General features: G+C 51.9%; 24 protein-coding genes and 1 pseudogene. 13 read left to right on the plus strand and 12 right to left on the minus strand.

Features of this window, described 5'->3' with window-relative positions:
* The 4 genes from RSK20926_RS23285 to RSK20926_RS20800 all read right to left on the minus strand — a co-directional run.
* Positions 1-311, minus strand: a 311-nt coding sequence (locus RSK20926_RS23285; RefSeq protein ID WP_008209802.1) for a hypothetical protein, incomplete at its 3' end; no start/stop codon positions are given.
* A 1-nt stretch (position 312) separates the two neighbouring features.
* Positions 313-1,311 (minus strand): hypothetical protein, encoded by a 999-nt coding sequence (locus tag RSK20926_RS20790; RefSeq protein ID WP_157133203.1) that lies wholly within the window; start codon positions 1,309-1,311, stop codon positions 313-315.
* A gap of 82 nt (positions 1,312-1,393) precedes the next feature.
* On the minus strand, positions 1,394-6,205 hold the full coding sequence (locus RSK20926_RS20795) for a DEAD/DEAH box helicase (RefSeq protein ID WP_008209805.1): 4,812 nt from the start codon (positions 6,203-6,205) through the stop codon (positions 1,394-1,396).
* A 104-nt stretch (positions 6,206-6,309) separates the two neighbouring features.
* Positions 6,310-6,558 (minus strand): helix-turn-helix domain-containing protein, encoded by a 249-nt coding sequence (locus tag RSK20926_RS20800; RefSeq protein ID WP_037256169.1) that lies wholly within the window; start codon positions 6,556-6,558, stop codon positions 6,310-6,312.
* A 124-nt stretch (positions 6,559-6,682) separates the two neighbouring features.
* Here RSK20926_RS20800 and RSK20926_RS20805 point away from each other — a divergent pair, with 124 nt between their 5' ends.
* Genes RSK20926_RS20805 through RSK20926_RS20820 form a run of 5 tightly spaced genes read left to right on the plus strand, consistent with a single transcriptional unit; the run spans position 6,683 to position 8,872 of the window.
* Complete coding sequence (locus RSK20926_RS20805; RefSeq protein ID WP_008209807.1) at positions 6,683-6,955, plus strand: hypothetical protein; 273 nt, start codon at positions 6,683-6,685, stop codon at positions 6,953-6,955.
* Positions 6,952-7,359: a hypothetical protein gene (locus RSK20926_RS20810; protein WP_008209808.1), complete on the plus strand. Its 408-nt coding sequence runs from the start codon at positions 6,952-6,954 to the stop codon at positions 7,357-7,359. Before RSK20926_RS20805 ends, RSK20926_RS20810 begins: the two co-directional genes overlap by 4 nt.
* Positions 7,356-7,523, plus strand: a complete 168-nt coding sequence (locus RSK20926_RS23080; protein ID WP_008209809.1) for a hypothetical protein — start codon at positions 7,356-7,358, stop codon at positions 7,521-7,523. The genes RSK20926_RS20810 and RSK20926_RS23080 overlap by 4 nt, the downstream gene beginning before the upstream one ends.
* Positions 7,520-8,023 carry a hypothetical protein gene (locus RSK20926_RS20815; protein WP_037256174.1) on the plus strand — a complete coding sequence of 168 codons (504 nt, stop codon included), beginning with the start codon at positions 7,520-7,522 and terminating at the stop codon, positions 8,021-8,023. The genes RSK20926_RS23080 and RSK20926_RS20815 overlap by 4 nt, the downstream gene beginning before the upstream one ends.
* A 42-nt stretch (positions 8,024-8,065) precedes the next feature.
* Positions 8,066-8,872: a metallophosphoesterase gene (locus tag RSK20926_RS20820; RefSeq protein ID WP_008209811.1), complete on the plus strand. Its 807-nt coding sequence runs from the start codon at positions 8,066-8,068 to the stop codon at positions 8,870-8,872.
* Between the two features lie 165 nt (positions 8,873-9,037).
* On the opposite strand, the gene RSK20926_RS20825 is transcribed toward RSK20926_RS20820, so the two are convergent.
* Entirely contained in the window at positions 9,038-9,721 is a 684-nt protein-coding gene (locus tag RSK20926_RS20825; RefSeq protein WP_008209812.1) for an ArsR/SmtB family transcription factor, read from the minus strand.
* Between the two features lie 74 nt (positions 9,722-9,795).
* On the opposite strand from RSK20926_RS20825, the pseudogene RSK20926_RS20830 reads away from it, so the two are divergent.
* The 3 genes and pseudogenes from RSK20926_RS20830 to RSK20926_RS20840 all read left to right on the plus strand — a co-directional run bounded on the left by RSK20926_RS20830 (position 9,796) and on the right by RSK20926_RS20840 (position 11,075).
* Positions 9,796-10,120, plus strand: a pseudogene (locus RSK20926_RS20830) (NIPSNAP family protein).
* A complete protein-coding gene (locus RSK20926_RS20835; protein WP_008209817.1) occupies positions 10,117-10,461 on the plus strand; it encodes an antibiotic biosynthesis monooxygenase family protein in 345 nt (114 codons plus the stop codon). The pseudogene RSK20926_RS20830 and the gene RSK20926_RS20835 overlap by 4 nt, the downstream one beginning before the upstream one ends.
* Positions 10,458-11,075, plus strand: a complete 618-nt coding sequence (locus RSK20926_RS20840; RefSeq protein WP_008209818.1) for a LysE family translocator — start codon at positions 10,458-10,460, stop codon at positions 11,073-11,075. Before RSK20926_RS20835 ends, RSK20926_RS20840 begins: the two co-directional genes overlap by 4 nt.
* 517 nt (positions 11,076-11,592) lie before the next feature.
* Here the strand turns inward: RSK20926_RS20840 and RSK20926_RS20845 are convergent.
* Complete coding sequence (locus RSK20926_RS20845) at positions 11,593-12,927, minus strand: hypothetical protein (protein ID WP_008209819.1); 1,335 nt, start codon at positions 12,925-12,927, stop codon at positions 11,593-11,595.
* Positions 12,924-13,721, minus strand: coding sequence for a helix-turn-helix domain-containing protein (locus RSK20926_RS22235; protein ID WP_008209820.1), 798 nt, complete (start codon positions 13,719-13,721; stop codon positions 12,924-12,926). The genes RSK20926_RS20845 and RSK20926_RS22235 overlap by 4 nt, the downstream gene beginning before the upstream one ends.
* A 253-nt stretch (positions 13,722-13,974) precedes the next feature.
* Between RSK20926_RS22235 and RSK20926_RS20855 the strand changes: the two genes are divergently transcribed.
* Positions 13,975-15,159 (plus strand): DUF6538 domain-containing protein, encoded by a 1,185-nt coding sequence (locus tag RSK20926_RS20855; protein WP_037256177.1) that lies wholly within the window; start codon positions 13,975-13,977, stop codon positions 15,157-15,159.
* A gap of 218 nt (positions 15,160-15,377) precedes the next feature.
* Here the strand turns inward: RSK20926_RS20855 and RSK20926_RS20860 are convergent, their stop codons facing one another.
* The 4 genes from RSK20926_RS20860 to RSK20926_RS20875 form a co-directional block, all read right to left on the minus strand.
* Positions 15,378-16,301, minus strand: a complete 924-nt coding sequence (locus RSK20926_RS20860) for a DUF5655 domain-containing protein (protein WP_037256209.1) — start codon at positions 16,299-16,301, stop codon at positions 15,378-15,380.
* Positions 16,302-16,312: 11 nt separating this feature from the next.
* A complete protein-coding gene (locus RSK20926_RS20865; RefSeq protein ID WP_008209826.1) occupies positions 16,313-18,982 on the minus strand; it encodes a DEAD/DEAH box helicase in 2,670 nt (889 codons plus the stop codon).
* Position 18,983: 1 nt separating this feature from the next.
* Positions 18,984-20,618 carry a site-specific DNA-methyltransferase gene (locus RSK20926_RS20870; RefSeq protein ID WP_008209827.1) on the minus strand — a complete coding sequence of 545 codons (1,635 nt, stop codon included), beginning with the start codon at positions 20,616-20,618 and terminating at the stop codon, positions 18,984-18,986.
* A 119-nt stretch (positions 20,619-20,737) separates the two neighbouring features.
* Positions 20,738-20,905: a hypothetical protein gene (locus RSK20926_RS20875; protein ID WP_157133205.1), complete on the minus strand. Its 168-nt coding sequence runs from the start codon at positions 20,903-20,905 to the stop codon at positions 20,738-20,740.
* Positions 20,906-21,079: 174 nt separating this feature from the next.
* On the opposite strand from RSK20926_RS20875, the gene RSK20926_RS20880 reads away from it, so the two are divergent.
* Positions 21,080-22,156, plus strand: coding sequence for a hypothetical protein (locus RSK20926_RS20880; protein WP_008209830.1), 1,077 nt, complete (start codon positions 21,080-21,082; stop codon positions 22,154-22,156).
* 349 nt (positions 22,157-22,505) lie between these two features.
* Here RSK20926_RS20880 and RSK20926_RS20885 read toward each other — a convergent pair whose 3' ends face one another.
* A complete protein-coding gene (locus RSK20926_RS20885) occupies positions 22,506-23,060 on the minus strand; it encodes a recombinase family protein (RefSeq protein WP_008209831.1) in 555 nt (184 codons plus the stop codon).
* A gap of 408 nt (positions 23,061-23,468) precedes the next feature.
* On the opposite strand from RSK20926_RS20885, the gene RSK20926_RS20890 reads away from it, so the two are divergent.
* From RSK20926_RS20890 to RSK20926_RS20900, 3 genes are all read left to right on the plus strand, one after another.
* Positions 23,469-24,200 carry a hypothetical protein gene (locus tag RSK20926_RS20890; protein WP_008209832.1) on the plus strand — a complete coding sequence of 244 codons (732 nt, stop codon included), beginning with the start codon at positions 23,469-23,471 and terminating at the stop codon, positions 24,198-24,200.
* On the plus strand, positions 24,197-25,051 hold the full coding sequence (locus RSK20926_RS20895) for a hypothetical protein (RefSeq protein ID WP_008209833.1): 855 nt from the start codon (positions 24,197-24,199) through the stop codon (positions 25,049-25,051). Before RSK20926_RS20890 ends, RSK20926_RS20895 begins: the two co-directional genes overlap by 4 nt.
* Before the next feature lie 630 nt (positions 25,052-25,681).
* A complete protein-coding gene (locus RSK20926_RS20900) occupies positions 25,682-26,506 on the plus strand; it encodes a GIY-YIG nuclease family protein (RefSeq protein ID WP_008209834.1) in 825 nt (274 codons plus the stop codon).
* Positions 26,507-26,556: the final 50 nt, after the last annotated feature.

Raw genomic sequence — 26,556 nt, forward strand, 5'->3', positions numbered from 1 at the left:
AGTTTGGCTAAACCTGCGAAAATTTCAGGCCGTGTTATGCTTGCGAAAATTGAGAAACCGGCGATCAGGAACCCTAAAATTGCAGTCGTAAGCGTAAAACCAATATCGGCGACTTGTCCCAATAGAGCTTTGAGCGCTGATGTTGGAAGTATACTCAGATCAAAGCAGTTATCCCCAACGGCTAATAGGCCAAAAAGCACAACCACCACAACGGGAACCACGAGGTTGGTGCGCGTTGAACCAACTTTCCGCGCTTTCCAGTATACCTCTCTTAGGCTCTTTTCCTTGGTAGCTCGCTTCTGCCAGTCCATCTTACAACAAATTTCTCAGTTTTTTGACTTTCACAGCGTTGGCGTCAGCACTGGGAGCATTAATTGATCCCGCAGATCTCAACTGACTGAACGTATCAACCAACCGCCTGACTAATGATCCTTTTTTCAGAGGAACGTTTTCAATCTCGGCGCTGAGCCTAAATTGTTCGTTGTTCCCAGATAGAGAATTCCCATTGGTGTCCAACCCCGAGACACTGACATCTTGATTACCCGACCCCGTGGCTTCTGTCACTGCCTCAATTGCGGCGGGGATGTCGAGGCCGTCGCCGCTCGATGCCGTTACCTTCGTGCTTGTCGACCCAAGAGCATCAGAAAGCTCTCGGACCTGCCCAAGTATTTCGCCCGCATTAATGTCATCGTTCGGCTTAACGACCCGGAAATTGATTTTCTTTAGCTTTTCAAACCGGCGCATAAAAGTTGCGATGTCCGCCTTGCCCGTCAGAGGCACCACTTCCAAGGAAGGGCGCGGATGCGCCTCGTACAGTGACTTCTTGGTGGGTGGTTCATCTTCTGCCCGTGTCTTTTCGTACTTCAGATCAATGGCCTCTTTGTGCCGCTGTCTCAGAAATTGCTGAGCCGTGACGCGGAATGCATTGATGTCGGGCGCATGAGGTGTCTCTGGGAAATAGATGAGCCGGTGATTGTTCAGCATCAATACAAAGAATGCTGACGGAGCTGACAGAAGGGAGGCTTCGTCGTGTACCAACCCTTTGCTATCATCAAATACTTGCGTTCGGGTCAGTTCCGTCTGTTTTACAAAGCGACCGGCCAACACCATGATCGGATCGTCGTTTTCCTCGGCAAGATCCATCAGCTCCACCTCATAGAAATGGTAATGGGTCTTTTTCCCATAGCTGCGGACATAGGTATCTTTGGTGAAAGCTGGTACGACAATGCTCTTGGCGTAGTCGAGTAGAACTTTGTCGTCACCGAACCGGCAGATGAAATTGGCAAAGTGGCGTTGTGTTGTTTCATTCAAAATCCTCAATCAATATCTAGTCCGGGCATCCGCTCACGATCTTCATCGTCTCAAGACTCACGGTGATCACGCGCTGGATAATTCAGGGGTAGCGCGGGTTGCCGACTGTTTCGTTGGCGTAATCGTTGGCGTCGTTGACGATGCCGCTTTTCTTGTCGGTTTTGACGATCTGGCGTTCCATCACCCATTCGAGCGCGGGTTTGCCGTTGACGACGTAGTCATAGGCCTCAAGCGGGATGTTTTGGATGGTGATGTTGTCGTTATAGATCACGGTGGACAGGTCTTTTTCCTTGCCCTTACCGCCCCATTTCCACTTGTTCGTGTGCTTGACGCGGTAGAAGGCTTGCGCGTTGTCCTGCGCCTCGGGGATAAGGCGGTGGTCGCCTTCTTTGAACGTGACCATATAGGGATCGACGCTTTCAAAATTCACATGCAGATCGCCAAGAGCGCGACCCGCATCGCGGAAGGCAGCGAAGTCATCAAAGCTTTTCACCGCCGGAATGCGGGGGAGCTGTTTGGCGAGGTTGTTTTTGAACCGCTCGCGATACTCTGGGGAATGCAGCAGGCCATAAATGTAATAGAACAAGTCCTCCTTGCTGATCTCTTGGCCCGGATAGGCAGCTTGGAAATGCGCAAGCCCGTCATCAGTGATGGCATCGCGACGAGTCAGGCCGGTTTCAGAGTTGTCAGCAGCAAAGAGGCCATCATCTGGCTGGGTCTCATCGTAGAGATAGAGGGGAAAACATTGTGTTCCTCCGTCTGATTGAAGTTCGGGGATAGACCCAAGCATCAATGCAAAACACCCTTCTTCAGGTGTTCGGTTCTTTACCATTATCACCCTGTTTGCAACTTTCCCGTTGGGGAAGATATGCGGCATCTGATAGCGCCGTTCGTTGAACTTTTTCGAATAGAACAGCCAAGTGCCCTCGAATGGGCGATAAACTGAGGGCACTACCTCCCCACTGTCCATCTCTTCTTTTTGCTTTTTCACGACACCAGCGAACAGCGCATCACTCCAACTGATCATTTTGGGGTCGTAATCGGCCAGTTTCCTGACCGTTTTCAGGTCTTCTCCGGCCAAACGATCAATTTCTGAATTATAGAAACTGATCATTCGCGACATGTTCTTGTCGAGCTTTGTTCTGGAGGCATTGAACGCCCAAGAATCTCGCTGCGTTTTCACACCACTAGAATAGTTGGCAAAAACGACGGGTTCTTGGTTTGATTTGTCTTTGCTCCCAATCTCAATGAACTTGTCAAAGCTGCGATCTACTTGATCCAGCCAATCGTTGTTTTCGTCGGGCGTGATTGTTTTCCAACCTTTGGCACTCGTGATCCCATCAACGGACCGGAAATCACGCACAATCGACAGCTTTTGTTTTTGATCGAGGTAATCGCCGATGTCGTGGAAATGGATGCGACCATGCTCAGTTGCATCCGGGTTCTTGACGAATACTGAAATTGCAATCGGTGCGCGACTGCCTGAGCCGAATATCTTGCCACCTTCTTTGCGCGACTTCTCGCCAGACGTTCTCTGATTGCCTCGCAGGTGGAACACGTAAAGATCGCTGAATTCTTCGGCTAGGCATTTGCGCAGCCCATCCGCTGCGTTACCTTCTACCCATCCTGCGTTGGAGACATAGGCCATGACACCAGCATCGCCGATGCGGTCACTCGCCCACCGGATTGCGCGAATATAGCTGTCATAAAGCGAATTCTTGTTGGTCGCCGTTGACTCCGCAGCATAAGTGTCGCGGATTTTCTCATCCAGTTGCGCATAGCCAATATTGGCAGCGTTGTCGTTGGCGCTGTTCTGACCAGCCGAATAGGGCGGGTTGCCGATGATCACGCGGATATCCAGTTCTTTCTGCCGTGTCCGGCGTTCTGAGTTGTCCGGCAGAAGATTGGCGATCATATCGCGTTCCTGCTCGTACATCTGGAACGTATCGGTCAGCAGGATGCCCTTGAACGGCTCATAGGGGGCGTCATCGCTCAACGCGCCTTGCGCCAACTCGTGATAAACCGTTTCGATATTCACGGCGGCGATATAGTAGGCGAGCAGCACGATCTCGTTGGCGTGAATTTCGTGCTTGTATTTATGCTCTAGCTCTTCGGGCGAAATCAGCCCCGATTGCAGCAGGCGAGTGATGAAAGTGCCCGTGCCGGTGAAGGGGTCGAGGATATGCACGCCTTTTGATCCAAGCGTCTGGCCGAACTGCGATTTCAGAACGTCATTGACAGAGTGGAGGATGAAATCCACGACCTCAACCGGGGTATAGACGATGCCGAGCCGTTGGGTCAGCACGGGGAACGCGCCCTTAAAAAAGCTATCGTAGAGTTTCAGGATCAGCTCTTGCCGCCCATGAGCAGTGACAACATCGGCAGCACGGCGTTCAACGCTGGCATAGAACTTGGCAAGGCTATCGCTTTCCTTGGCCAGATTGTGTTCATGAAGCTGCCCCAGCACAATCTCCATCGCGCGGGAGACCGGATTTTCCTTAGTGAATTCGCTGCTTTTGAACAGGGCATCAAAAACGGGTTTGGTGATGAGGTGCTGGGCCAGCATCTCAATCGCTTCAGCCTCGGATATTTCGGGGTTCAGGTCGTCCTGAAGTTCCTCGACAAAGGCAAGGAAAGCCGTGCGCTCCGGCCCGTCCTGCGCCACGATTGCCGTGATGCGGGTGATATGGGTCTGGGCGATTTCGGCAATGTCTTTGGCCCATTTGTCCCAGTATTCTCGGGTGCCGCATTTTTCCACGATCTTGGCCATGATGGCACGGGTGAATTCATCAAAGACAAACGCGCCCTGCTGGCCGCTGTCGTCATTGGTGCGGCGTTCCGGGGCATCATCGCCAATGCCCGCGCCGGTGCGTTCGGCCTTGGTCTTGTTGGTGTCGAAATCATCGACAACAGCGGTCAGCTCTTTTAGCTCGCTCTCTGATGAGATGCTGACCAGCTCCACCTTGTCGCTGATGTCTTCACCAAGATCAGCCTGATTGATCCGCGCATCCAGCCGCTCATCATGGGCGCGAAGAGCGTTGAGGATCTGCCAAACCACCTTGTAGCGTTCGTTGTCATTGAGCGCATCTTCGGGCTTAGTATTTGGCGGGATGGCGACCGGCAGGATGACATAGCCCAGCTTTTTACCCTCGGCCCGACGCATGACGCGACCGACGGATTGCACCACGTCGATTTGGCTTTTGCGCGGGTGCATGAACATGATCGCATCCAGTGCCGGGACATCGACGCCTTCGGAGAGCACCTTGGCGTTGGTCAGGATGCGGCAAGTGTCATCGCCCGCATCGGCCTTGAGCCAGTTCAGCATTTCATCGCGTGTGCTGGCGTTGAAGGTGCCGTCGACGTGGCGAACTTCGGTATGCAGATGGCGATTGTCGTCAATCAACTCATTGCCGATGTATTCATCGACCACTTGGGTAAATTCTTCTTCGATGATCGTGGATTTCTTAATGCTCTGGCAAAAAGCCAATGCGCGTTTCATTGGTCGAGGGTCAAACTCCAGATCAGCGGCCAGATCGGTTTTGGTTAGCGCCTTGTAGCAGCCGATGATCTTGGTGGCGTCATCCAGCGTCAGCTCCGGCCCATCCTTGAGGCGGTTCTGGATGGTCTGGGAAATCAACCCCTCATCAACCGCGAGCACGACAACCTTGTAATCGGTCAGCAGCTCGTTCTCGACCGCCCAGCCAAAGCCGCGGTGGAACAGGTCCTTGCCGAACTTCTCCTCGTCATCCATCGAGGCCAGCTTTGCATCGTGATCGTCAGCCTTGCGTTTGGCTGTGTCCGCGAAAATCCGTGGTGTGGCCGTCATGTAGAGGCGCTTTTTTGCGGCCACAAATTCATTGTCATGAATGCGGACAAAATTGCTGTCGTCTTCGTCTTTCAGAGTAACGCCGGTGGTCCGGTGTGCCTCGTCACAAATCACCAGATCAAATTCAGGCAGGCCGTGCTGTTTCTGGGCGCGGGTCAGCACGTCGATGGAGTGATAAGTTGAAAACACCACTGTCATCTGGTCCGCAGGTGCATCTGTAACCTGACGCGCGATTTTCTCTGGATCAGTTGTGGCTGGGAAAGCCAGATCATGCACATTCAGATCAAGGCTATCGGCATCGGCCCTGCGCCCGACCTTGGTATCTGAACACGCCGAGAAGGCGGTGAACTCTTCCTGACAGTCGTTCTTCCATTCACGCACGGTCTGGGACATCAGCGCCAGAGATGGGACCATGAATAAAACGCGTTTGCCTTGTCCGGCCAAAGTCTCGGCAATGCGCAGGCCGGTGAAGGTCTTACCGGTGCCGCAAGCCATGATGAGCTTACCGCGATCTGCTGTTTCAAAACCGCTGGCGACGGCATTCAACGCATCGCGCTGGTGATCCCGAAGTGTTTTTTTGGCAGCAAGGCTGATCGTGCCAGTGCGCACAAATTGCGACCAGTCAATTCGGCTAGCCTCCAGCTCATTGATGCCGATGCGGTTCCATTCCTTGGATAGCTTATCCAGCGTTTCCTTGGCGTTGCGCCCAAACTCTTTGTGCGTGGTGTCGGCAATGACCAGTCGTGTGAACAGATCGTTAGATGCCGCAGAGATGAAGCTATCGATATCCGGCTTTTGAATGCTGTGGTCGGGTGCATAGAACTTGCACTGAATCGCGGCATAGCCAGAACCGTCTGCCAGTGTCGCTACCAGATCAATACCGGTGTCCGCATTGCTCCACCCTTGAGCACCTGCCCAATCAGCAAACGTAATAACCTTGCTATAGAATTGCTTTTGGGTATCGTCGTTCTCAAGGAAAACGCGCACCAGCTTTTCAAAGTAATCGCCTTTTTCACGCTCGGTGCGGGCAGCTTGTCGATAGGTGTTTAAAATTTCTTGTAGCTGCATTGCGTAACGGCCTCAAATAACGTCTTTTTTTGTGCGGTGGGAATCGAAACCCTACCGCTTATATTTCTAGCGGCTCAGCCCCACTCGATCCACTACAGATTGTGTCAGGTCGCAAACTCCGCATGTTGGACAGCCTCCAGCACATCAATGGCATTGCAACCGATGGCGTGGACAACATGCACGAACTCGACCACCTCGATCTTGCGTTCACCATTTTCATATTTAGCGACGAAGGATTGAGGGCGATCCAGCCGATGAGCCAGTTCTGTCTGCGTCAGATTTGCGGCTAGGCGCGCGTTCTTAAGTGCGGCCATCAGGGCCAAATGCCCGGGGCTGCGTAAGGTTCTTCCCATAGTGTGAACTCCGAATAAATCCGGAATTCGGATAATCCTGATTGCGGATTATCCCATTTTGGGTTATTGCTTTAGCACTTTGACACTAACTCGAGTTTTCCCAATGCCCCATTGCCCCCACTGTATGACCGATCTTCACGCGGAAGCGACCACCTGCGCGGCTTGCGGGGCGCAGAAGGGGATCTTGGCTCCGGGTTGGACCGCAGATCGTTATGCTTTGCGGACGTGGCCACTGCTGGTCGTTGCCGGAATGCTTGGTTTTGGCGTGTTTATTGTCGCGGCCATGGGATCGGGCGTCGGCGCATTGCTTTTGTCGATCCCGACAGTGTTTGTCGCTGGGCTGGCATGGGTGACTCGCTATCTCATCCCGAAACTCCCAGAAAAGTGGTACCGATGATGCTGGACGATCCGAAAGGCGTTGAGCGCCGAATGCGTGAACTGGTTAAGCCAATCTTGCACCCAAGTTGGCTGGAATTTGAACCTACACCGCAATCCATCGCAGATCATGAATGCTGGGCTGAAATGCTGGAGATTCTGATCGACATCCTCGAAGATGCCCAGATTGGCTTACGGCGTCAGCTGGTGCCAGCGGATGTGGTGGAGGATTGGTCAACGCCACGCAAGCTGTTGTCGCCGGAAAATGAGGCTTCGTTTGATCTGTCGGTCAATCCCGAAGGCGGGCTGAACATCATTGCCCGGATCGAGGACAAGTCCTTCGTCGAACATGGGTTGAGCGTCGAAGGTGTCACGACGCTGATTTACACCTTCACCAATCTGCGCATGGCGAGTCCCTACAGATGAACGACAAGCCCGCCCTGAAACACACTTCGTTTTACATCAGCCATGAGGGTCATAAATCCCTGCGGATCGAAGCCCTGAAACGGGGGTTAACCATGAGCCAGTTGATCATTCAGGCGCTGTCGCAGGCTGGCGTGGTTATTCCAGCAGAGGACTTGAAAACATGAAATGTATTTTGACAGCCGCACTGTTGGCAATGACAACACCATCATTTGCCGAGGGCTGGTATTTCGAAGCATCGCTTGAGGGTGGTGCAGAGTTCTGGACCTACACCAATGAAACCGGCGACGTCAGCCCACGCCGGGTGCGCGGCAATGAAATCTGGATCACCCGCACCGATGAAGTGAACGACCTTGGCCCCGGTGGGGCCTGCGACTTCAACAATTGCAGCGTGTCCGTGATGCTGGGTGGAACTGACGCAAAGGCCGGGCAACAAGTTCAGGTCACGTTCTCAAACGGTGAAGTGCTGGATTTCCCGGCGCGGGGTGGCGAGATTCTATTTGATAATTTCTCAACGACAGGCATGGGCGCGACAAACATATTTGTTGCCAATATCCGCGCGGCGGAATGGGTTGAAATCAGTTTTAATGGGCGCAGCCATCGGTTCAGCCTTGCCGGATCAGCCAAGGCGCTGGATGCGATCCAGCCCTATCTGGCGGGGCAATAGTGCGATAGTGCTAACGCACTATAACGTGAATGGTAGCGAGATATGGCACGGTTTCTGGTCTGGAGCGACCTGCACGACGAATTCTGGGATGGCTTTGATCTTCCTGACCTGTCCGCCCCGGTGGATGGAGTTCTGATTGCTGGCGATACCCACACCAAAGGGCGGCATCTGGACATACCGGCGCAGGCCGCGCGGAAATACCAGTGCCCTGTGGTGGTGATCTGGGGCAATCATGAGGCTTACGGTTCGGTCTGGTCGGAATTATTGGCGGATGAACAACGCCAGCTGGTTGAGTTGCGTGATGAGGGGTTGGATATCCGGGTACTGCATGGCGCAGCGACTGAAATCGCAGGTGTCCGCATTATTGGCGCAACGCTCTGGACCGATCTGCAACTCTATCCCAGTTACGATCATCTGGCTCGGATGCTAGTCTCCGCCGGTATGCAGGATTACCGCACCATTCGGACTGCACCGGATAAGGCTTTCACTATCACCGACATGCTGGTGCTGCACATGCGGGACAAGGCGGCGATTTTTGACGCTCTGGCCGCTCGTTATGACGGCCCAACGCTCGTCGTGACCCACCACCTGCCAGTACGTCAGCTCATTGCCCCGTGGCGCACAATTGGTAGCGAACAAAAGCGGGCGATGAATAACGGTTTTGCCTGTCACCTGTGGGACGAGATCAAAATCCATGACATTCACACATGGATCTGGGGCCATTCCCACGAAGGTGAAAGCTGGATCGGGCAAGGCAATCACGGCCCAATCCGTTTTGTGACGAACCAGCGCGGCTATCCCGGTGAAGGTGCTGAGTTTGATCCAGCTTTCGTTATCGAGGTGGGGTAGTGCTATGGCGGGGCATAGATATGGACTGACAGATAGTTTGACGCGGAGACGCAGATTTTATCGAAACCAGCCGTACGCGGCGCCACTATCGAATAGGGAAGACGCGGAAAAAGTGAACTTTCGCTGCGGCCGCGCGAATGCCCGGTTCCCGATTTTCGAAGAAGCTCAACCAACAGAAAATAGTTGCTCAAATTCTTTGGCTCCATTTGCCGAGAACGAAACCACGCGCGTTTTTTGATCGCGTCTGGCCCAAGACAGATCTTCAAACCGGCTAAGGAGAGCGCGGCCAAGACTCCCCGCCAGATGTGATCTGCGCTCGCTCAAATCCAAACATTCTCGGCAAAGAGGTGATTTGTTTTTGCGTAAATCCGTCAGATCAATTCCGAGGTCTGTCACAAAAGCTTGGCCGGAACGCGTTAGATTTAGATCGTCGCCGTCGAGGATCAGATGGCTCTGCGCGATCAGGCTGTCGAACATCTGCGTGCCCATATCACCCGCAAGATGATTGTAGCAGACGCGTGCCCGTCGCAACTCAGCATCTTTCGGTCCGGTGCGCTTGCGCAGATGTCCTGATCCTGCGGCCAAACCCATCAAACCTTCCAGAACATGCGCAACTTCGTCGTTGGCGAGAGAAAAATACTTGTGCCGCCCCTGTTTACGAGGTCGCAGCAGACCGCCTTCATCGAGCTTGGACAGATGGGAGCTGGCTGTCTGGATGGTGACGCCCGCTTCCTCTGCCAATTCGCTCACGGTCAGGGCTTTCCCGCTCATCAGTGCGGTCAGCATATTGGCACGGGCAGGATCACCGATCAGAGCGGCGACATGAGCGATATCAGGACCTTCTTTCATAGTTCGACCATAATCGAAGCATCTGTTTGCTGCAATCCGGTAGACCGTAGAAAACACATTGAGAGGATTCCACCATGTTGACCTGTATCATTCGCTACCAAATCGACCCAACCAAGAAGGCACAGTTTGAAGAATATTCCCGCAATTGGGGCCTAGCGATCCCGCGATGTGGCGCGGACCTGATCGGCTATTACGCCCCCCCATGAAGGGTCATCGACGCTGGCTTACGGCATCTATAATGTGGAAAGCCTTGCCGACTATGAAGCCTATCGGGCGCGCCTATCTGCGGATCCGTTGGGCCGTGAGAACTATGAGTTCGCCCAGAAAGAGAAGTTTCTGCTCCGCGAGGATCGGACATGGCTCAAGCTCGCGTCAGCCCCACACGGACGTGGCGCATGATCGCGGTGATTTTCGAAGTCGAACCAGCAGAGGGGCGCAAGGGTGATTATCTCGACATCGCCGCCGAGATGAGACCGATGCTGAATGAGATCGAGGGGTTCATCTCGGTCGAACGGTTTCAGAGCCTTACCGATCCGCGCAAGGTACTCTCCTTGTCGTTTTTCGAAGACGAGGACGCGATTGCACGCTGGCGCACTCTGAGCGCGCATCGCGGAGCGCAGACGAAAGGGAGAAGCGGCGTATTCGACGACTATCGGCTGCGCATCGCGAGCGTCATCCGCGACTACGGCATGTTTGATCGCGCGCAAGCCCCAAAAGACAGCAAAAAGGCCCACTCATGATTTCACTTGTTTTGACAGCGTGGGCTGCCCTCGCCACGGCGGCGATTTCGCCCGGCCCAAACCTCGTTGCTGTTGCATCGCGTGGCCTTGGTTCGGGCAGAAACTCTGCACTGATTGTTGCGGCGGGCTTAGCCTGTGGCGCGTTTCTATGGTCATTTCTAACAGCCGTAGGGCTTGGAACTTTATTTGAGGCTTATCCGGCCCTTCTGCGCATCATGGGCCTATTCGGTGGAGCATATCTTCTGAGGCTTGGCTTCAAAGGATGGCGTGCTGCGCTAACCGGAAAAGGCGGACAGATCGCGCCCATCAAGGGGCGCGGGGTGTGGCAGGACTTTTTACATGGCCTGACCGTCACATCGACCAACCCCAAGGTTGCTCTACTTTGGGCATCGCTTTCTACGTTCGTCGGGCCTGCGATCACCGATTGGCCACTTCTTTTGATGTTCACAACAGGGTCGGCAATCATCATCTTTGCAATCTATGGAACATATGGCTGGTTGTTCTCCACAGGCCGCGCACGAGGTCTTTATCAGCAATTCCAAAGGACCAGTGAAGCGCTCTTTGGCAGTTTGTTTGGAGGACTCGGCATATTCATGATGAACAGAGCACTATAGTAACCAGACCTTCGTACGCGCTGCAGCATCCGGCAAAATTGGCTCGCGGTCAGAATTCGCCGCACTCTGGCCGAAGGGCCGCTTCTCTTGAAGGGCTCGGAGGCGCTGCCAGAAAAAGACGATCTATGTGGCCATAGGGGACAAACAATGTGGACACTTAGTATAGAGGCAACGTGATACTGCCCACCAGAAACCCCACAATCGCTCGATACTTGGCGTCTCGCTCATGTGGATTTTCCGGCTATCGCTACATGCCAAGCCCCACCTGACATCGCCCCTCACAAGGCAGGGGATGGTGGGGTTTGATAGGAGTTTTTACCCATAAATTATGCCCGATCACGACACCAAGACGCCATCATACCAATACGTTTTTACGTTAAATCACCCACACATTTTCGGCGAATTCCAGCCCCGCAGGGCGCACACTTAAGCGGAGCGCTCCGACGCAGGCGGATAAGTGGTAGTGCGTTACCACTTAAAAGTGGGAATAAAGTAGGTCACTTTAGGTCATCGTAGATCAATGCGTGAAATTGGCCCCGCGTTCTGCCAGCCGCCGATAAACAGGTTCCGCCGCCCGCAGCTCTTCTGCTTCACGTTCCGCCAGCATTTCCAGATCCACAAGTTCGTCGGACCCCAAACACAATCGCGCAGTCGCGGCATCCCAATTATGCCCGCCGTCTTGACGTGCCCAATGGTGTAGCAGATGCGGCTTCACGGCCTCAACTATGCGCTGCAACAACCGGAGCATCAGGTCCGAAATACGTTGGATTACCTCCAGCCCCACGCCGTCTTTTGCAGCTTCCTCGGCTAATGCTCCGGCAACGTATCGGTCAGGATCAGGTTCAGAATTGCGCAACTCGTGGAGCAATGTTCTTTGGTTGGGAAACAGATAGTTCTCTTTTTCAGATTTGAGTGCCGATTGATGCATCTCGGCGACCATACGATGCAGATCATATGCTTGGCGTAGCTCATCGCTCAGATCATCCAAAAGAAGACCGTGATACGGGCCAGTTGCCGCTTTGGCCCACAAGAGCAGCGCAGCGCTGGCCGCTTTGGCTTCAGCTTCCGCACGCGTGATAGCATCCTGTTTTTCAGTCTCCAAATCGGCCATTGCTGCAGTATGTTCAGCCCGGTGTTTGTCACCTTCGGCACGCAGCACATCGGCATGGATGTGTTTGCGTTGGGTCTGCTCCCGGCTAGTGCCGCGTTGAATGCGCAGATCCATTCGCTCACGACACCAATCATTCCAACTGGTTTGCATGGCCTGCCCAGAGGTTTTGGCGTTGAGAGACTTGCGCAATTCTTCCTTGGCCATGCGGGTGGAAATGGTCAGCACCTCCTTGGTCGCCGCCTTTTTCCGGGTTTTCCGACGTTGCATCCGGGTTGGAACAACCAACACATCGACATTGCCACTGCCTTGTTCATCTAGATCAAACCGGGTGTGAATGACCGAACCTTCACCGGCCCAGCTTTCTGCCCAAGCTTTGGCCTCACGAAACAGCGTCTGGATGCGATCATTGTCTTCGGAATGCGGATTGCGGCCATCTTCCTCAAGCCATTCGCGCGACACGCCCACCAGCATGTGCAGTGCAAGCGACGCGCCACCACGCTCAACAGCACCGGTTTCTGCCTTGTGGCGTTTGAACGCATCCCAGATGTCACAACCACCGCTGTTGACGCCAGATCCGATCTTAGACCATGCCAACGGGTCCAATTCACGGATGCGGCGCAGCAAGGCCGTCTTATCCAGCCGTTTGGCATGGGCCTCAATGCCGCCCATGCTGCTCTTGCCGGTAGAGCCAGATTTGACATTTGCCGCGCGGACGAAGGATTTGAACGAAGGTTCACTCATGCCGCAACTCCAATACCTGAGGCGGATTCAGCTTGGATCGCTTGCAGTATTTTCGAAGGCACATCGCGCCCAGACAATCGGTAAATCTGAGAAATCTGGAGCAACCAACCCGAACTGCCACGCGGTTCCGGCCAATTTCCGGGCAAAAGATAGCAACGCCTACCTTGTTCATCAACGACTTGATCAAACATGCGATCCAACCGTTCAAGCCCGACAGATTGCAAACGCTCGTCCCATTCTCGCTCGAAAACACCGCCACCTCCGGGGACGTATTTGAGCGCAATGCGGGATTGCCTTTCATCAGGCAAATCCCGCGTTCGCGCCTGTTTTTTCTTTGTTTTTTCTTTATCTTTTATTGGTGGGCATTTTTGTCCGGGTTGCGGGGACATTTCTGTCTGGGTTGGTGGACAAGAATGTCCGCCTTCACGCCCACGAAGGTGGACAATTTTGTCCGTCTTTCCAGTCTCTTCTTTTTCACGTAAATCTTGAGCTGCCTGATGCGATGTTTTGGAAGGCACGTATTCGGTGGACTGCTTTTGACCATTCCCGCGCCTGATCTCGAACCACTTGCCATCGAGTTCTTTGATCAGACGCTGGATGGTCTTTTCACTCTTCAGCCCCAGATCTTCGCAAACCGTCGCGTGTGATGGCCATGCTTTGCCATAATTGTCGTTGTATCGAACCACAGCAAGGTATGTAGCGAACTGCACCGCACGGGCGCTGAGCGATGTATCAGCCAGCAACAGGCGCAACCACTGGAGTTGAATTTCTTTGAAGGGGCGTAAATTATTCATAGCACACCCCCAACAAAAATATTGTGGTATCAAGTTCACCAATAGTTCTTGATTTGTCTTGATACTTTTTTGAGATTAAGGTATTGTTTTTAAAAGAAACACTTCTGGATTGCAAATCCGTGTACACCGGTTCGATTCCGGTACTCGCCTCCATTGATCTCCAAAACGCAGACAGATAAGAAACAAAAGGGGTTTTCCCTTTGCAAGACCTTATCTTGGACCCTACTTTGGAACCTACTGCGTGCGAGGAAATGTGTATTACCATCCTTCAAAACTTGTCTGCCTTAAGGCCAAGGGAGATGTTTGGTACGTTCAGGTCACCAAACCCACTGAGCTTCAAGTTAAGAACAACAAGCAAGTTCGGCGTTCGACCGGTACCACAGACAAAAAAGAAGCAGAACGCAGGCAGCACCGGATCACCGAGGAAATCTATGCCTTCTTCGATGCGGAGATCGACCTTTTGACCCCACAGCCACCGGTGAAGATCGTGTATTCTTCGGAGCCACCGGACCCGCTGTACCAATTTCGCCCAAAACCAATTATCCCAAAGGCAGACGCCTCCCTGCGCCTTTCGCGAATTTGGCCGAAGTACATTGAAGGCCGAAACTGGAGACGGGAAAAAACAAAGAATGGCATAAAAAGCCACCTCAAGGAATTCCTCTCGGTAGTTGGCGATCTTCAAGTGGACCAAATCAAGAAGAAGCACGGCTACCAGTACGCTCGCTTTCTCGACCAAACTGGTTATTCCAACAGTACCGTTGGAACACGCGTCCGAGCGGTTGGTTCAATGCTCACATGGTGCGAAGAGCACGACATTATTGAAAACCACACGCTCCGAAATTTGAACCTTAAAGACTATGGTTACCCCGGGCGGCCTTGGAAGCCCTTTCCCGCAGAAGACCTGCAATCCATTTTTTCGCAGGAACTCCCACAACAGGAACGCTTGTGTTTATCATTGCTAGCAATAACCGGAGCACGATTAGATGAGATAGCGCTCCTACGTTGGTCACAGGTGAAATCTACAAACGGTATCAAGTATCTCGACTTAACCGAGGCAATAGTCAAAACCCCCGGCTCCAACCGCCTAGTTCCGTTGCACAAAAACTTCGCAATGCCCGAAGCTTCCGAAGGACGGATTTTCGATTACCCTGAAGGCCAAGACGGCAAATCGCAGAACAATGCGTCGCGAGATATGATGCCCTTCATTCGTTCAGCCGTGGGCGATGATGACCGCAAAGCTTTACATTCCTTTAGGGGAACACTCAAAGACATGTTGAGAAACGCGGGCGTGTCCAAGGAACTAAATGACTTCTTCACGGGACATAGCTCCGGCGACGTTGCTGGCGACTACGGGGAAGGTCATAGCCTAGCAAAACGATTTGAGGCAATCAACAAGGTAGACATAGAATTCCTTGGCCCTGAACTTCTAAGCAATTAACGCTGGAAAGGAACTTACATGCCTGTCACGTGCACTTTATTGGCGACCCCGGCAGGGTAGTCATCCCTATTGAAAACAAAAGGAAAAGCCCAAGGTGTGTCGGCTGGGCCGCAAACAAGCCCGTGGGGCCGGACCAGCAACACACTCATGAGGGGCTAAAACAAATTTCATACTAAGGATGAGCTACCAATCGAGAACTCATCTTCATCAGTCAAAGCTCAAGCATTGTGATAGCTACTCTCCACCAGAGGCATAGCCTTTGCAAGATCATCATCGGATCGAATGACCACCTCTAAGTCACCGGTGCCAAAATGCCCGATCTTCCTTACATCACGCGTAAAGCCCGGTTCCAGTGCCACCTCATCAGGATTGACCTTCAGGTAAACCAATAACTTCCGATCTTGTGGTTTGACTTCGACGCAAGCAAAGTTCTTGATGCGACGGAACGCAAAGTAGTTCTTAAGCGTTTTCTCTTGCACATCATCACCCAAGTTACCGAGGAAGTCCTTCAGCGCATGAAAGCGGTCTGTCAGGTCCTGATCAGCCTTTTCTAGGTATTCACTAACCGTAGTGTACTTTGTGCTTTCCTTGACCTTGGATGATGGTTGCGAAGACCGAACTACAACCGGCGGCGCGACAGAAACCGAGTTGATCTGTTCAAGTAGAAGCAGGTCATCGTCAAACTTAATGTAGCGGACCAGTTCAATGTTCCGCTGCATCTGTTTAATCGCGTGCTCATCAAATTTGTTAAAACCACCGGCGATGCAAATGAGGCGAGGTGATGACCATTCAACGGATCGAGCCGCTTCTTCACCCAATCGCTTGAGTACCAGCATCTCAAAGTCTCCACGATGCGTCACCAGCCAATCAAGATAGAACAGCCCTTGATTGATGACGTTGGCATTCGCGGAACGTTTATACTCAATAATGACCGGACAGTTGTTCTCATCTATACCAAGCGTGTCCATGCGGCCGCCATGATCGCGATCCGTCACAAATTCCGACGCCAAGAAACGAACACCCAGAAGTGTTTCCAGATTAAACTCGATAAGTGACTGAAGGGATTTCTCCAGCGCGACGGACTGGCCAGTTACTTCATTCGCCCCGCTCTCTCCCAATTTATACAGCTTGATGTCACTCATCTGAAATTCCACTAAATTCCGGTTTCAATAGTCTTCTTGATTATTTCAAAATTACGATCCGTTGGCATACAGAAGAGGCATTTCCCATCGGATGCTTCTGCCCAAACCGCACCGATTTGCCGCTTAGTTTCCTCGCCTTCGTACAGGTGCTTGCCCTTGTACTCGACCACCAAGATACGACCGTCTTTCAGCATTGCGACGAAGTCAGGGTAGAACTTGTCTTTGGGCAATTGCAGCCAAAACGATCCATTCTTCCTCTCTACATTCCTGATCCAATAGGCGACCTCATCCATGTTGTCCAAATACGCGGCACAGTCGAATTCTTCGCCGCTAGGCTTCAGGTCACCAATGATCGACGTATAGTGCTTGTTGAACTTTGTCGCACCGGAATAAGGCTGATTATAAGGATAGTTGTTCTCGTCAAAAATAATTGAGAAATCAGAACTCATGGCAAACTGACTCGCGTTAGTCGCGAAGAGCGCGTTGTAGTTGCCGTTCTGCCGTTCTGCCCTCAGGTCCGAAATCAATGCCTTCAGGTGAGTTCGAAGATCATACTTGTTCCGAGCCAATTCATCCAGGGTGAGACCCTGTTCCATCAGCTTATTGATCGCTTCGGAAAGAAATTTCACCGCACTGGATTTGGTGATGTCATCGTGCCGAATACCACGGTCCAGCCAGTTCACCAGTCGCGGCAATGTCCACGCTTGCTCTTGAACCACGGCGGCGAGTTGCCCTTGCAGACGTTGTGCGAAACTAATCTGAACCTGCCCCTCATCCGTTACGTCGATATTGCCGGTCTCGGACCTGTCAACGATACGGAAGCGTTTCAGAATGTCACTGGGATCGCACTCATCCAGCCGCCACGGTAAATCCAAGAAATGCTCTTGGGAAAACAGTTCCAAAGTGCCCTGCTTGTTGAAACCAAGTAGTGGCACAATGAACGGGGGCTTGTCTTCCTGTTCCGCAGCGGAGGTTTGATAGTTGTTCGTTTTCGCATACAGTTTATCGACAACCTTGGATGCGCTGGGCGCTGCACCCAACACCAAATGCAGGTGATTCCGGGCTTCCTTAGTCATCGGCCCTTTGTAACTCAGCGAATTCTTCTGCGGATCAAAAGTCACCCGTGTTTTAACCGAAGGTGGAAGCTTAGCGATGGCCTCTTCCACCTGCACCCTAGTAATCTCTTCAGGCGCTATCGGATCAGATTCGTGATCTTGCTCCTCAACGATCCCTGAATTCAGCAATGTCGGTTGTTGCTGCACCAGTGACGCCACTTCAGCCCGGTTAAAGCCCGATCCTTCCACCAAACCGTCCTTAAGTCTGTTGGCGGTATCGTTGAACGAGTTCGATGCAACATACGCATATGCTTCGTTCAATACCGGTCGCTGCTTCAACGTCGCCTTCGGCATCCGCAATACACGCCCAAGGATTTGCTCAATGGCGGTCGCAGACGACTGTTCTGCCACAGAACAAAGCACATAGGCAAAGGGGCAGTCCCATCCCTCTTTCAGCTTCTGCACGGTGATGATGAACCGCACGTTGCAGTTGCGATCCGCGATGTCCTTGATCGCGTCCAAATCTTTGCGCGGCCCCGAGTGCACCGCGATCTGATCCTCTGGGATTTTCTGATCGGTCTTCAGGTACTCTTCCAGCACATCATAGGTGATCCTATGTGGATCGTTTTTGCTGGCGGCTTGCGCTTGGAACAAAATGATTGGACGAATGTACTCGCCGGTTTGGCCTTCTTCTGCCAGTGCGGACTTCTCCAGCGCCTTTTGACAATCCAACGCCATACCGACCGTCTTGCGCCATTCACGATCCGTGGTCAGCTTGATCGGCATCTTGATCATCTGCTCTGCCTTCAATTCCGCTGCGGACACCGAGTACAGTACATTGGACGCATGTTCGCCCTTGGCCGGGTCGTGTTTGACCTGCGGTGTTGCCGTCAGTTCTAGAATCAATGACGGATCAAACCGGGACAGCGTATCGAATGACAGCGCAGTGCGGGCGTTGTGGGCTTCATCCACGATCACCATAGGACGATGCAGCTTCAATACGTTGGCCAGTGACGCAATCGGACGCTCTGTGCCCTCTGCCTTCTCCAGCCGCGCTCTCTGAGGCTCTGAGAGGCCCGAAAAGTGGCTCATAAGGGCACCAGCGTCATGATAGACCTTCAAGCCCTCCCTATCCTCGTCTCCGTTGGGCTTTTCACGGCGGAACGATTGGATAGTAGACACAATCACACAAGCCCCGCCTTCGGCATCGGCACGCGACATTGCCAATGCTTCGTCTTTGGTCAGGATTGAGATATTTGGACCAAAGTCCTTGGCTAATGCGGCGCGGTATGGGTGGTTCAAGTTCTTCAGCGCCGCGACGGTTTGATCCAAAATCGCCGATGAGGGAACCAGCCAAAGCACCATGGGGTTGGAGGACTGCAGATACTCATTCGCCGCAATACCCACAGCGTGGGCAGCCATCACGGTTTTGCCACCACCGGTGGGAATGCGAAGACAAACATAGGGCGTCCCGTCGGCCACCAAAGGTGCGGCACGAAACGGGTTCTTGGTGATGCGGTAAAACGCGGTATCGGCATCATCGGATGCGCAGTAGTTCAGATATTCCTGGAACTTCTCAAGCGCCGCAGATTGATATTCTTTCAGTTCGAAATTCACAGCCGCCATCTCACGCCCCCTGAATCGAATAGGGGATTTGTTTAAACACGATCCCTTCGGTCTTCAGCCGGTCCGCTGAGACCGTGCAACCTTCGGCATAGACTACTCGTTCGCCTTCGAACCCCTCCGGGGTGTCAGGTAGGGAGGCGAGCATATCCGGGGTAAGCACATTGCCAGCTTCTTCGCGGGCAAATCCCTGTTCCGGTTCGGAATAGAGCAGATAGACAATCTGCTCACCGTGTTGACCAACCAGCGGGGTAGAACCATCCACCCGCTGCGGGATCGGTGCACCGGTTTCGCTAAAGAACACATGTGCAGCAAGGTCAGAGAAAGACACTGCACCGTCAATATCACCAAATTCGTCAAACAGCGGTGTGCCAAGCCGACAATACCGGAAACCACCACCAAGACCTTCGACCGGTTTGCTGACATCTCCACCCTTGTGATAACCGTTGATCACACGACGCAAACGTTCCCCCGTAGTATCTGGGGCAATCTTTTCATCCATTTCCACGAGAATGAATTGCCGGTTGCCACCATCCTGCTTGTTCATGTCCAAAACGGCATGACCAGTGGTGCCTGACCCTGCGAAGGAATCCATGACTATGTCTCCGGGATTGGTAGCAATTTGCAAAATTCTGCGGATCAAGCGCTTTGGCTTTGGCGTAGAAAAAAGGGTTTCGCGGTTAGCCTCATGGAATATGCTACCAACTTCTTGTTTAGCTTCTTGGTTATGGCCAACTTCAGAGTGCATCCAAAGCGAGTTTGGGATCACACCTTGAGCCACCTCACTAAGAAACCTTTTCAACCGAGGGAAGTTGTTGCCCTTTGTTCCCCACCAAATTCGGTTGTCGGCATCTAGTTTCTCAAAATTCTCTTTTGATACCGTCCAATAACGCCCAGCCGGTGGCCCTTCAATCTCTCGGCCCGACGGCGTCCTCAGTGGGTACACCCCTAGACTGTAAGGATTGCGAGCCGAAAGATCACTAGAAGTCCACGGCCCTCTTGGGTCAGAATCTGGGTTTTTATACCGGCTATCCTCTCCCTCGCCGCGCTCAAGCAAATTTAGCTCTAGTGCTTTAATGTTGCGAGCAAAACACACTATGTGTTCATGGGTATCTGAAATGAACTTGGCGGTGTTGTTGCGTCCAAATACCTTCTGCCAAGCGATGCTGCTCACGTAAGCGGTAGGACCAAAAATCTCATTCATAAGCAAAATTAAATGATGCAGTTCATTGTCATCAATGCTTATGAAAATCACTCCATCTTCTCGGAGAAACTCCCGAAGAAGGCGCAGCCTTGGGTACATCATACACAGCCATTTGTCATGACGGGATAAGTCGTCGGCCTGTGCTCCAACAATCTTACCTAGCCACTGCTTGATTCGCGCAGAATTCACATTGTCGTTGTAGACCCAGTTCTCGTTCCCGGTGTTGTACGGCGGGTCGATGTATATGCATTTCACCTTGCCTGCATAGTACGGAAGCAGCGCTTTAAGGGCTTCAAGGTTATCTCCCTGGACCAGAAGGTTGCCGCTGTCAGCATCCCCGGCGGATAGTTCACTGTCGCAATGCACCAGTCGATACGGGACTTCACGATGGTGGTTCACGACGGCATTTTTGCCGATCCAGTTCAACTCAGGCATGTGCGGGTCTTTCCTGCTCGCCCTGTATGGGCTTCAAAATCTTTGCACTACACCTAGCCGCTTAACCACGTAACTTGCAACGTACGGATCGCGGATTGCACCATGGGAATGGCCAAACCTCACTGGACCGTGTCATTGCATTCCTCCTCTTCAAAAACGTCCATCCAATACTGGCTGATCGCATCTGAAAGGATTGCCCCGACAAAACGCTGCTCGACTTCGCGTAGTTCACGCAGCTTGTCCAACGCTTCCTCTTCAATCCCGCGAAACGATGTCTTCTTTCTCATGAAAATGTCCTCCATCGGTATTTAGCAGGTGGGATCATTGTCCTGCGCAGGTTCGACTGACTGAGAACCTGCGTGGGTCATACAACTGTCCGACTAAATACCTGTCGCACCAAGAAAGGCGACAGGATGAGGGGATTACACAGAACACGGCTGAACAGCCGGTTGGCCAATACAATGAACATGGATGGCAAACGGAAAGCCGAGCGAGACATACTTCGCACCATGCCTGAGTTCGAAGCATGGGTCGCAAAACTAGATGCCTGCAAACCATCACGCCCCTGCAATCTACCCATGTGTGATCACTGCGCCGGTGGTGGGTCAGAGAATACCCACCTCGGGCAAGACAGCAAAAACTACACCAACAGGAACACGGGTCGCGGTGCTAAGACCAACTATCGCAACCGTGGGGGCGACTGGCTTCTTGCGCCTTTTATGGAGTTCGATACGGACAATCTCCATGCCTTCACCATCAACTTCCGGATTTGCACCAAGGACTTTGATCCCAAACTGACCAAGGCATCAGTTCAGCGTGAGTTTCGCTACTTCTTGGATCAGCACATGCCCGACGCAATCGTTCGCATAACACTGGATGTCGCAGTCTGCACTGGCCCGAAGTCACGGTTGGGCTATCCAGAACGACACGTGAACCCCGACATCAAAGATGGCGATTTCTGGATGAAGTTTCATGGCCACGGAATCATTTGGCATCCACTGTTGGGCAAGCATGACATCGCGAAACGAATGCGTGGTTTCTACCCAGGGTCTAACCGGGTTGCATTCTCCAAGCGGTACGACTTGGACAACACAGCCGACGGCTTTGAGGTAGGGGGACTGAAGGGATGGGGCGAATATGCGGCCATGGAGAAAACGGAACTGGCGTTACCTGATGGTGATCAAGAAAATGACAACGTGGCGGCGTTCCAGCATCTCGCTCGCCTTCGTCTAACATGGCCCCGTCAATCACGGCGAATCACATACGGAACCTACAAAGACCGAGGACAACGAAACCAAACTCGTAAAGGTATAACCACGGCAACTTCTGTGGACGTGGATGACGCAGACTGTCTTCGCGACGTCTCAGGCAGTAAATGCACTTATGCGGCCCCATCTGATGATCATTATTTCATTTCTATCTTTATTGGTAACGGTGGACTGTTTCGAAATCCGACCAAGGATATAGAAATAAGGGGCCTCGTCGATCCGCTTCTGTCACACCTAGCTGCACCGCTTAACGTCCGCAAACCACCCTAATCAACGGACCAGTTTTCCGCTCTGCCCCTAAATAGGATTGAGTGAGAAAGGAAAACCGATGAGAAAAGTGTCCAAAACCGGATTGCTGTCGAAAATGACACCAAACGTTGCTGATCGAATAGCGAAACTACAGCGTGATTTGAACACCCATGAAGATGAGCTTCACTTGGTTTTAACTGAAGCACTGACCGGAGCACCTCGACACAAACACGTTACGCAGGCAGCCTGATTTCGTACCAACGGAGGCGGTGTCAGTAAGAGTGGGCAGCAAGCCTTTGCTGATCTAACCGCGTCACGCTACGGATGCCGCCGGATGATCAACGAGATCGCAACCGAAAACAAAATTTGTTCATCGACTGCTTGCAGGAATGGTTCGGTACAAAGTTGGGACAGAAACTCCGAACGCAGACGCAATTTCGGCGGCGGGAACGTCCTTGGCGAACATCTCTTTGGCCGATGCGATCTGAACTTGATTCATCTTCTTGGGGCGACCACCCAAACGGCCGCGCTTCCTTGCTGCTTTCAACCCAATATTGGTGCGCTCGATAAGGAGGTCCCTCTCCATCTGTGAACAGGCCGCCATGACCGTGAACAGCATCCGCCCCGCTGGCGTGGTTGTATCAATGGTCTCGGTCAACGACATGAAGCCGATTCCGCGCTCTTCGAAGTCTGCAACGATTTGGATGAGATGCTGAACTGACCGTGCTACCCGGCTCAAGCTAAGGCAAACGAAGGTATCGCCAGTGCGACAGTAGCTCAGGGCTTCTTCCAGTACAGGCCGATCCGCTTTGGCCCCAGACGCGACCTCTTCGAATATGCGATCACAGCCAGCATCTCGTAGGCGATCGATCTGCCCATCCAAGTTCTGGCCACCTGTTGAAACCCTCGCGTATCCGATCCGCATTGCACCTCCATCGATTCTTAAAACTCATCACTAAGATACCATGTGACAAATCAAGTTACGAGAATGAGTTTCGAGAATCGTTAAGTTCTTTGATTTCAGTGTTTTGACTAATGCGGTTTCGAGAGGCATGAACGACCGTTTTTGATAAGATCGCTGGGAGCACATTGTCAGAAAACTCGTGAGGCATTGGGATTGTCTCACATGAATACGAATATCGATCCTTTAGATTTGGACGCGCCACTTCTGTCCGCCGCAAGATACGCGCCCCGCATGACACTACACCATGGCAAGCGGGGAAAGCGGGTTTTCAACACGTGTCGATTGGCCTAACAATGCAAAAAAGATCAACACTTGGCTCCGACTTACACGCTAGTGACACAGAGCATTTAACTGTAGGCTCCACAGAATATGACAACACCAGAAACCGCCGAAGAGAAGACCAAGGACTTCATCGTGCAAACGGTTCAGGACCACTGGGACAGAACGCGGAAAGTCTGCATGCTCAGTACTCTTGGCTTTGAGTTGAAGAAAAACGTTCCCGAGAGCACAGAGGTTCTAGGAGAAGGACTGCGCGAGTATCTACGCCAAAACTATCTTGTTCACGTAGTTCAGTTTCCAAACGTATTTCAAAAAATTGGTGCGGTTCCGCTCTCGGTTAGTGTGCCAGATGATCCAAGCTCACTCTTCAAATCCCCAAGCAAAATCGCTTCCGCTGAGAAACTACCAATCTACAATCAAGAATTTTGGAATAGCTTTTTCCGAGAAATTGAAGTCGGCAAGGTGCGCGTCGTCAACTTAAAATCCGATGGCGAGATGGACATTCTAGACACTGAAAACGAAAAAGTTACAAAGAGCGAAGCAACTTACATAATCACTCACGACGATTTAACAGCAGTTGACCAAGACGCATCTGGCGCTGAAAAAGTCATAGCTACCAATAGTGCCATCGAAGAATGGCTCAGGAAAAACAGCGCCGACAGAAAACTGTTCCTTCGCCCTCAAAAAGGCAGCCGGAATTCTGGCAAGACTGAAGGACGTTTGTCCTCTCTGATTGATGCGTTCGATGGGATGCCCGAGAGTGACCTCGCCCGCATCAACATTCCACTTGACATTTTAATGAGAATTGCCAAGCAGCAGTGACCACAGAGCATTTCATTATTTTTGTTGGCGCTGGTCCTGCGCTGTCTTCTGAACTTACGAAAATTCAAAAACGTGTTCAGGGTGCGACGGTGATTTGCCCCGCAATGGGAAAGAAGAAAACCGGTGTCAACGCGATTTCGGTAGCTAAGGCCCTTGAGGGTCTGCACCAAGAACTCTCCGATGGCAGAAGCTGTGAGGAAACCGCAAGAATGACTGTGTGGTTTTATGAACCGCAAGAGCCTGGCGAGTTCGAGACTGTTTGGTCCAAATTCGGTCACAGTGCGTGGGTTGAAGTGGTGCCAAGGGAATATGTCGACAAAGTACTGCAAACACGAGAATTCATTGAAAAACGCATCAACGGCATTTTGCCACTGCTACACACTGTTTCTGGAGCAACGTATGCGCAGAGAAAATCCGCCCCGCTAACGATACCCCTTAGAAACTTCAAATCGAAGCTGACAAAGGATTTGAAAAAATATTGGTACAACGAGCTAAACGAAGCTCAATTAAAGAAAAAAATTAAGTCCTTCAAGCATCGATATTTCGAGCTAAAAAGCAATGAACATGAGGGATTCGTCGATGAGGGGTCGCTTGTTTTTAGCCCCGCGAAAGATGAAGCACTGCATGGAATCGCACACCCCACTGGAGCAACTGCTAAAAGCTTTGCCTGCGGGCGATTTAGATACGGTGTTGCGCTATTTCCGGGGTTTCACTTTGAAGTTTCGGCCACAAAATCACCAACCATCCAGCGCGAGCTTCGTGACAGCGATGGGAGCACTCGGTTGATAAAGAGCGAAAATCGTACTTACATCAACATTTTCCCAAACGACCACCTATTACCTAAGAAATAAGCTAGAGGTAATGTACTTACCCCTAGCTTGAATTTCGTCTGAGTTTTCGCCACGGATTCAGTTACTCGGTAACTGATCGCCGGGTGCGGCTACACAGCCTTTTGATCATGACTGGCGCGACACCTTTGCGGTCCCCTCTAACACGACTAACTCAGTAGTTACGGTTATGAGCTTCCCACCGGACAAGGCACTCACAATGTATAGCCTTTATCCTAACAAACTGTCAAACAATCAGTATTGCCCCCGTCAACACCGCGCCAAACTTCTGTTGCCCCGAACAGTCCGCAGCTTGCGCGTCCTAGCATCTTACATCCAACAAGACCGGCATCATTTGTTTAGAACATATAGAACGACCCCACACTTCTGGTGACACTCAAAATTACGGACACTACAACCGACACTAAGATCAATAATTTTATATTAAAAAACAAATATATAGAAAAATCCACTGGAGTCCGGTACTCGCCTCCATTTAATTTCAATGACTTACATCTCATTTATACTCTTCAAGGTGTTCTGGTTTACAGGCCGGTTTACACAATCACCTCCAAATGCCAGCTTGATCGAAGGACCTGACCCGGATTCAGGCAACTAATTTGCGATCATGATCAGTTCAAAACTGGAGGCGTTGTGCCGGATTTTTCTTCTGAAGATTTGCTTGGAATCGGCTTCATTGAAGTCGGAGAATGGACCACCGTTGAGGATGAGCTTTCCTACCAAATTCCCTCCGATACCGAGCGTGTCGTCCAAGCATTGATGAGGGAACCAAATGCTCTGTATGCTTTCCTGCAGAACGAAAACATCCTCTATATTGGCAAGACAACCCGGAGCCTTCACAAACGATTTCAAGGCTATCGTCGTCCAGGAAAGCGCCAACGCACCAACATCAGGTGTAACAATAAAATAAAACAGCTACTTGCCAGGGGACTGTCAGTTCGAATTCTTGGGTTTGTCCCAATCACCCATTTTCGCTACGGCGATTTTGAAATCAATCTCGCGGCAGGATTAGAGGATTCTCTTATCAGAACGATCAATCCACCATGGAATGGCGGCGACCGGGGTGGGGCAATTTCCGAGACCGAGGAACGCGAAGCTGCCGAAGAACATCCACCTGCGGTAACGCCAACTCATACGAGAAGCCCAAAAGGCAGCGGCCGCTTTCCATTCACGTTGGCGAGAACCTATTTCACGAAAGGAATTGTCAATGTCGGCGTCGAGGCAAGCGAACACCTTGGTGATGACGGTGAACCCATCCTGGTGAAATTCAGCGATGCGTGGAAAGATGTGGGGTCACGCATCAATCGAACCGCCAACAGGTCTGGTGGCGTCCGAATTGTTGGAAACAACCGGGCAATTGCGCAATGGTTTCAGCGTCATTTCAACGAAAGTGACACCATTTCGTTCGAAGTGATTGATGCAAATACTATCCTCTTCCATGAGAACTCGAGAACTTAGTCTGTAGGACATCACAATCTGCCGACAAAGAGGATGACATATGCACGCCT

The sequence above is a fragment of the Roseobacter sp. SK209-2-6 genome (genome assembly GCF_000169455.1).
Classification (GTDB): domain Bacteria; phylum Pseudomonadota; class Alphaproteobacteria; order Rhodobacterales; family Rhodobacteraceae; genus Pseudophaeobacter.

What these genes read in the sequence shown, in the direction of transcription:
- RSK20926_RS20825 (WP_008209812.1), bottom strand. Translation starts at nt 9,721, where the DNA reads ATGAAAGAAGGTCCTGATATCGCTCATGTCGCCGCTCTGATCGGTGAT.
- RSK20926_RS20875 (WP_157133205.1), bottom strand. Translation starts at nt 20,905, where the DNA reads ATGAGAAAGAAGACATCGTTTCGCGGGATTGAAGAGGAAGCGTTGGAC.
- RSK20926_RS20840 (WP_008209818.1), top strand. Translation starts at nt 10,458, where the DNA reads ATGATTTCACTTGTTTTGACAGCGTGGGCTGCCCTCGCCACGGCGGCG.
- RSK20926_RS20860 (WP_037256209.1), bottom strand. Translation starts at nt 16,301, where the DNA reads ATGAGTGACATCAAGCTGTATAAATTGGGAGAGAGCGGGGCGAATGAA.
- RSK20926_RS20880 (WP_008209830.1), top strand. Translation starts at nt 21,080, where the DNA reads ATGAACATGGATGGCAAACGGAAAGCCGAGCGAGACATACTTCGCACC.
- RSK20926_RS20805 (WP_008209807.1), top strand. Translation starts at nt 6,683, where the DNA reads ATGACCGATCTTCACGCGGAAGCGACCACCTGCGCGGCTTGCGGGGCG.
- RSK20926_RS23080 (WP_008209809.1), top strand. Translation starts at nt 7,356, where the DNA reads ATGAACGACAAGCCCGCCCTGAAACACACTTCGTTTTACATCAGCCAT.
- RSK20926_RS20835 (WP_008209817.1), top strand. Translation starts at nt 10,117, where the DNA reads ATGATCGCGGTGATTTTCGAAGTCGAACCAGCAGAGGGGCGCAAGGGT.
- RSK20926_RS20845 (WP_008209819.1), bottom strand. Translation starts at nt 12,927, where the DNA reads ATGAGTGAACCTTCGTTCAAATCCTTCGTCCGCGCGGCAAATGTCAAA.
- RSK20926_RS20890 (WP_008209832.1), top strand. Translation starts at nt 23,469, where the DNA reads ATGACAACACCAGAAACCGCCGAAGAGAAGACCAAGGACTTCATCGTG.
- RSK20926_RS20870 (WP_008209827.1), bottom strand. Translation starts at nt 20,618, where the DNA reads ATGCCTGAGTTGAACTGGATCGGCAAAAATGCCGTCGTGAACCACCAT.
- RSK20926_RS20815 (WP_037256174.1), top strand. Translation starts at nt 7,520, where the DNA reads ATGAAATGTATTTTGACAGCCGCACTGTTGGCAATGACAACACCATCA.
- RSK20926_RS20820 (WP_008209811.1), top strand. Translation starts at nt 8,066, where the DNA reads ATGGCACGGTTTCTGGTCTGGAGCGACCTGCACGACGAATTCTGGGAT.
- RSK20926_RS20885 (WP_008209831.1), bottom strand. Translation starts at nt 23,060, where the DNA reads ATGCGGATCGGATACGCGAGGGTTTCAACAGGTGGCCAGAACTTGGAT.
- RSK20926_RS20865 (WP_008209826.1), bottom strand. Translation starts at nt 18,982, where the DNA reads ATGGCGGCTGTGAATTTCGAACTGAAAGAATATCAATCTGCGGCGCTT.
- RSK20926_RS22235 (WP_008209820.1), bottom strand. Translation starts at nt 13,721, where the DNA reads ATGAATAATTTACGCCCCTTCAAAGAAATTCAACTCCAGTGGTTGCGC.
- RSK20926_RS20800 (WP_037256169.1), bottom strand. Translation starts at nt 6,558, where the DNA reads ATGGGAAGAACCTTACGCAGCCCCGGGCATTTGGCCCTGATGGCCGCA.
- RSK20926_RS20795 (WP_008209805.1), bottom strand. Translation starts at nt 6,205, where the DNA reads ATGCAGCTACAAGAAATTTTAAACACCTATCGACAAGCTGCCCGCACC.
- RSK20926_RS20810 (WP_008209808.1), top strand. Translation starts at nt 6,952, where the DNA reads ATGATGCTGGACGATCCGAAAGGCGTTGAGCGCCGAATGCGTGAACTG.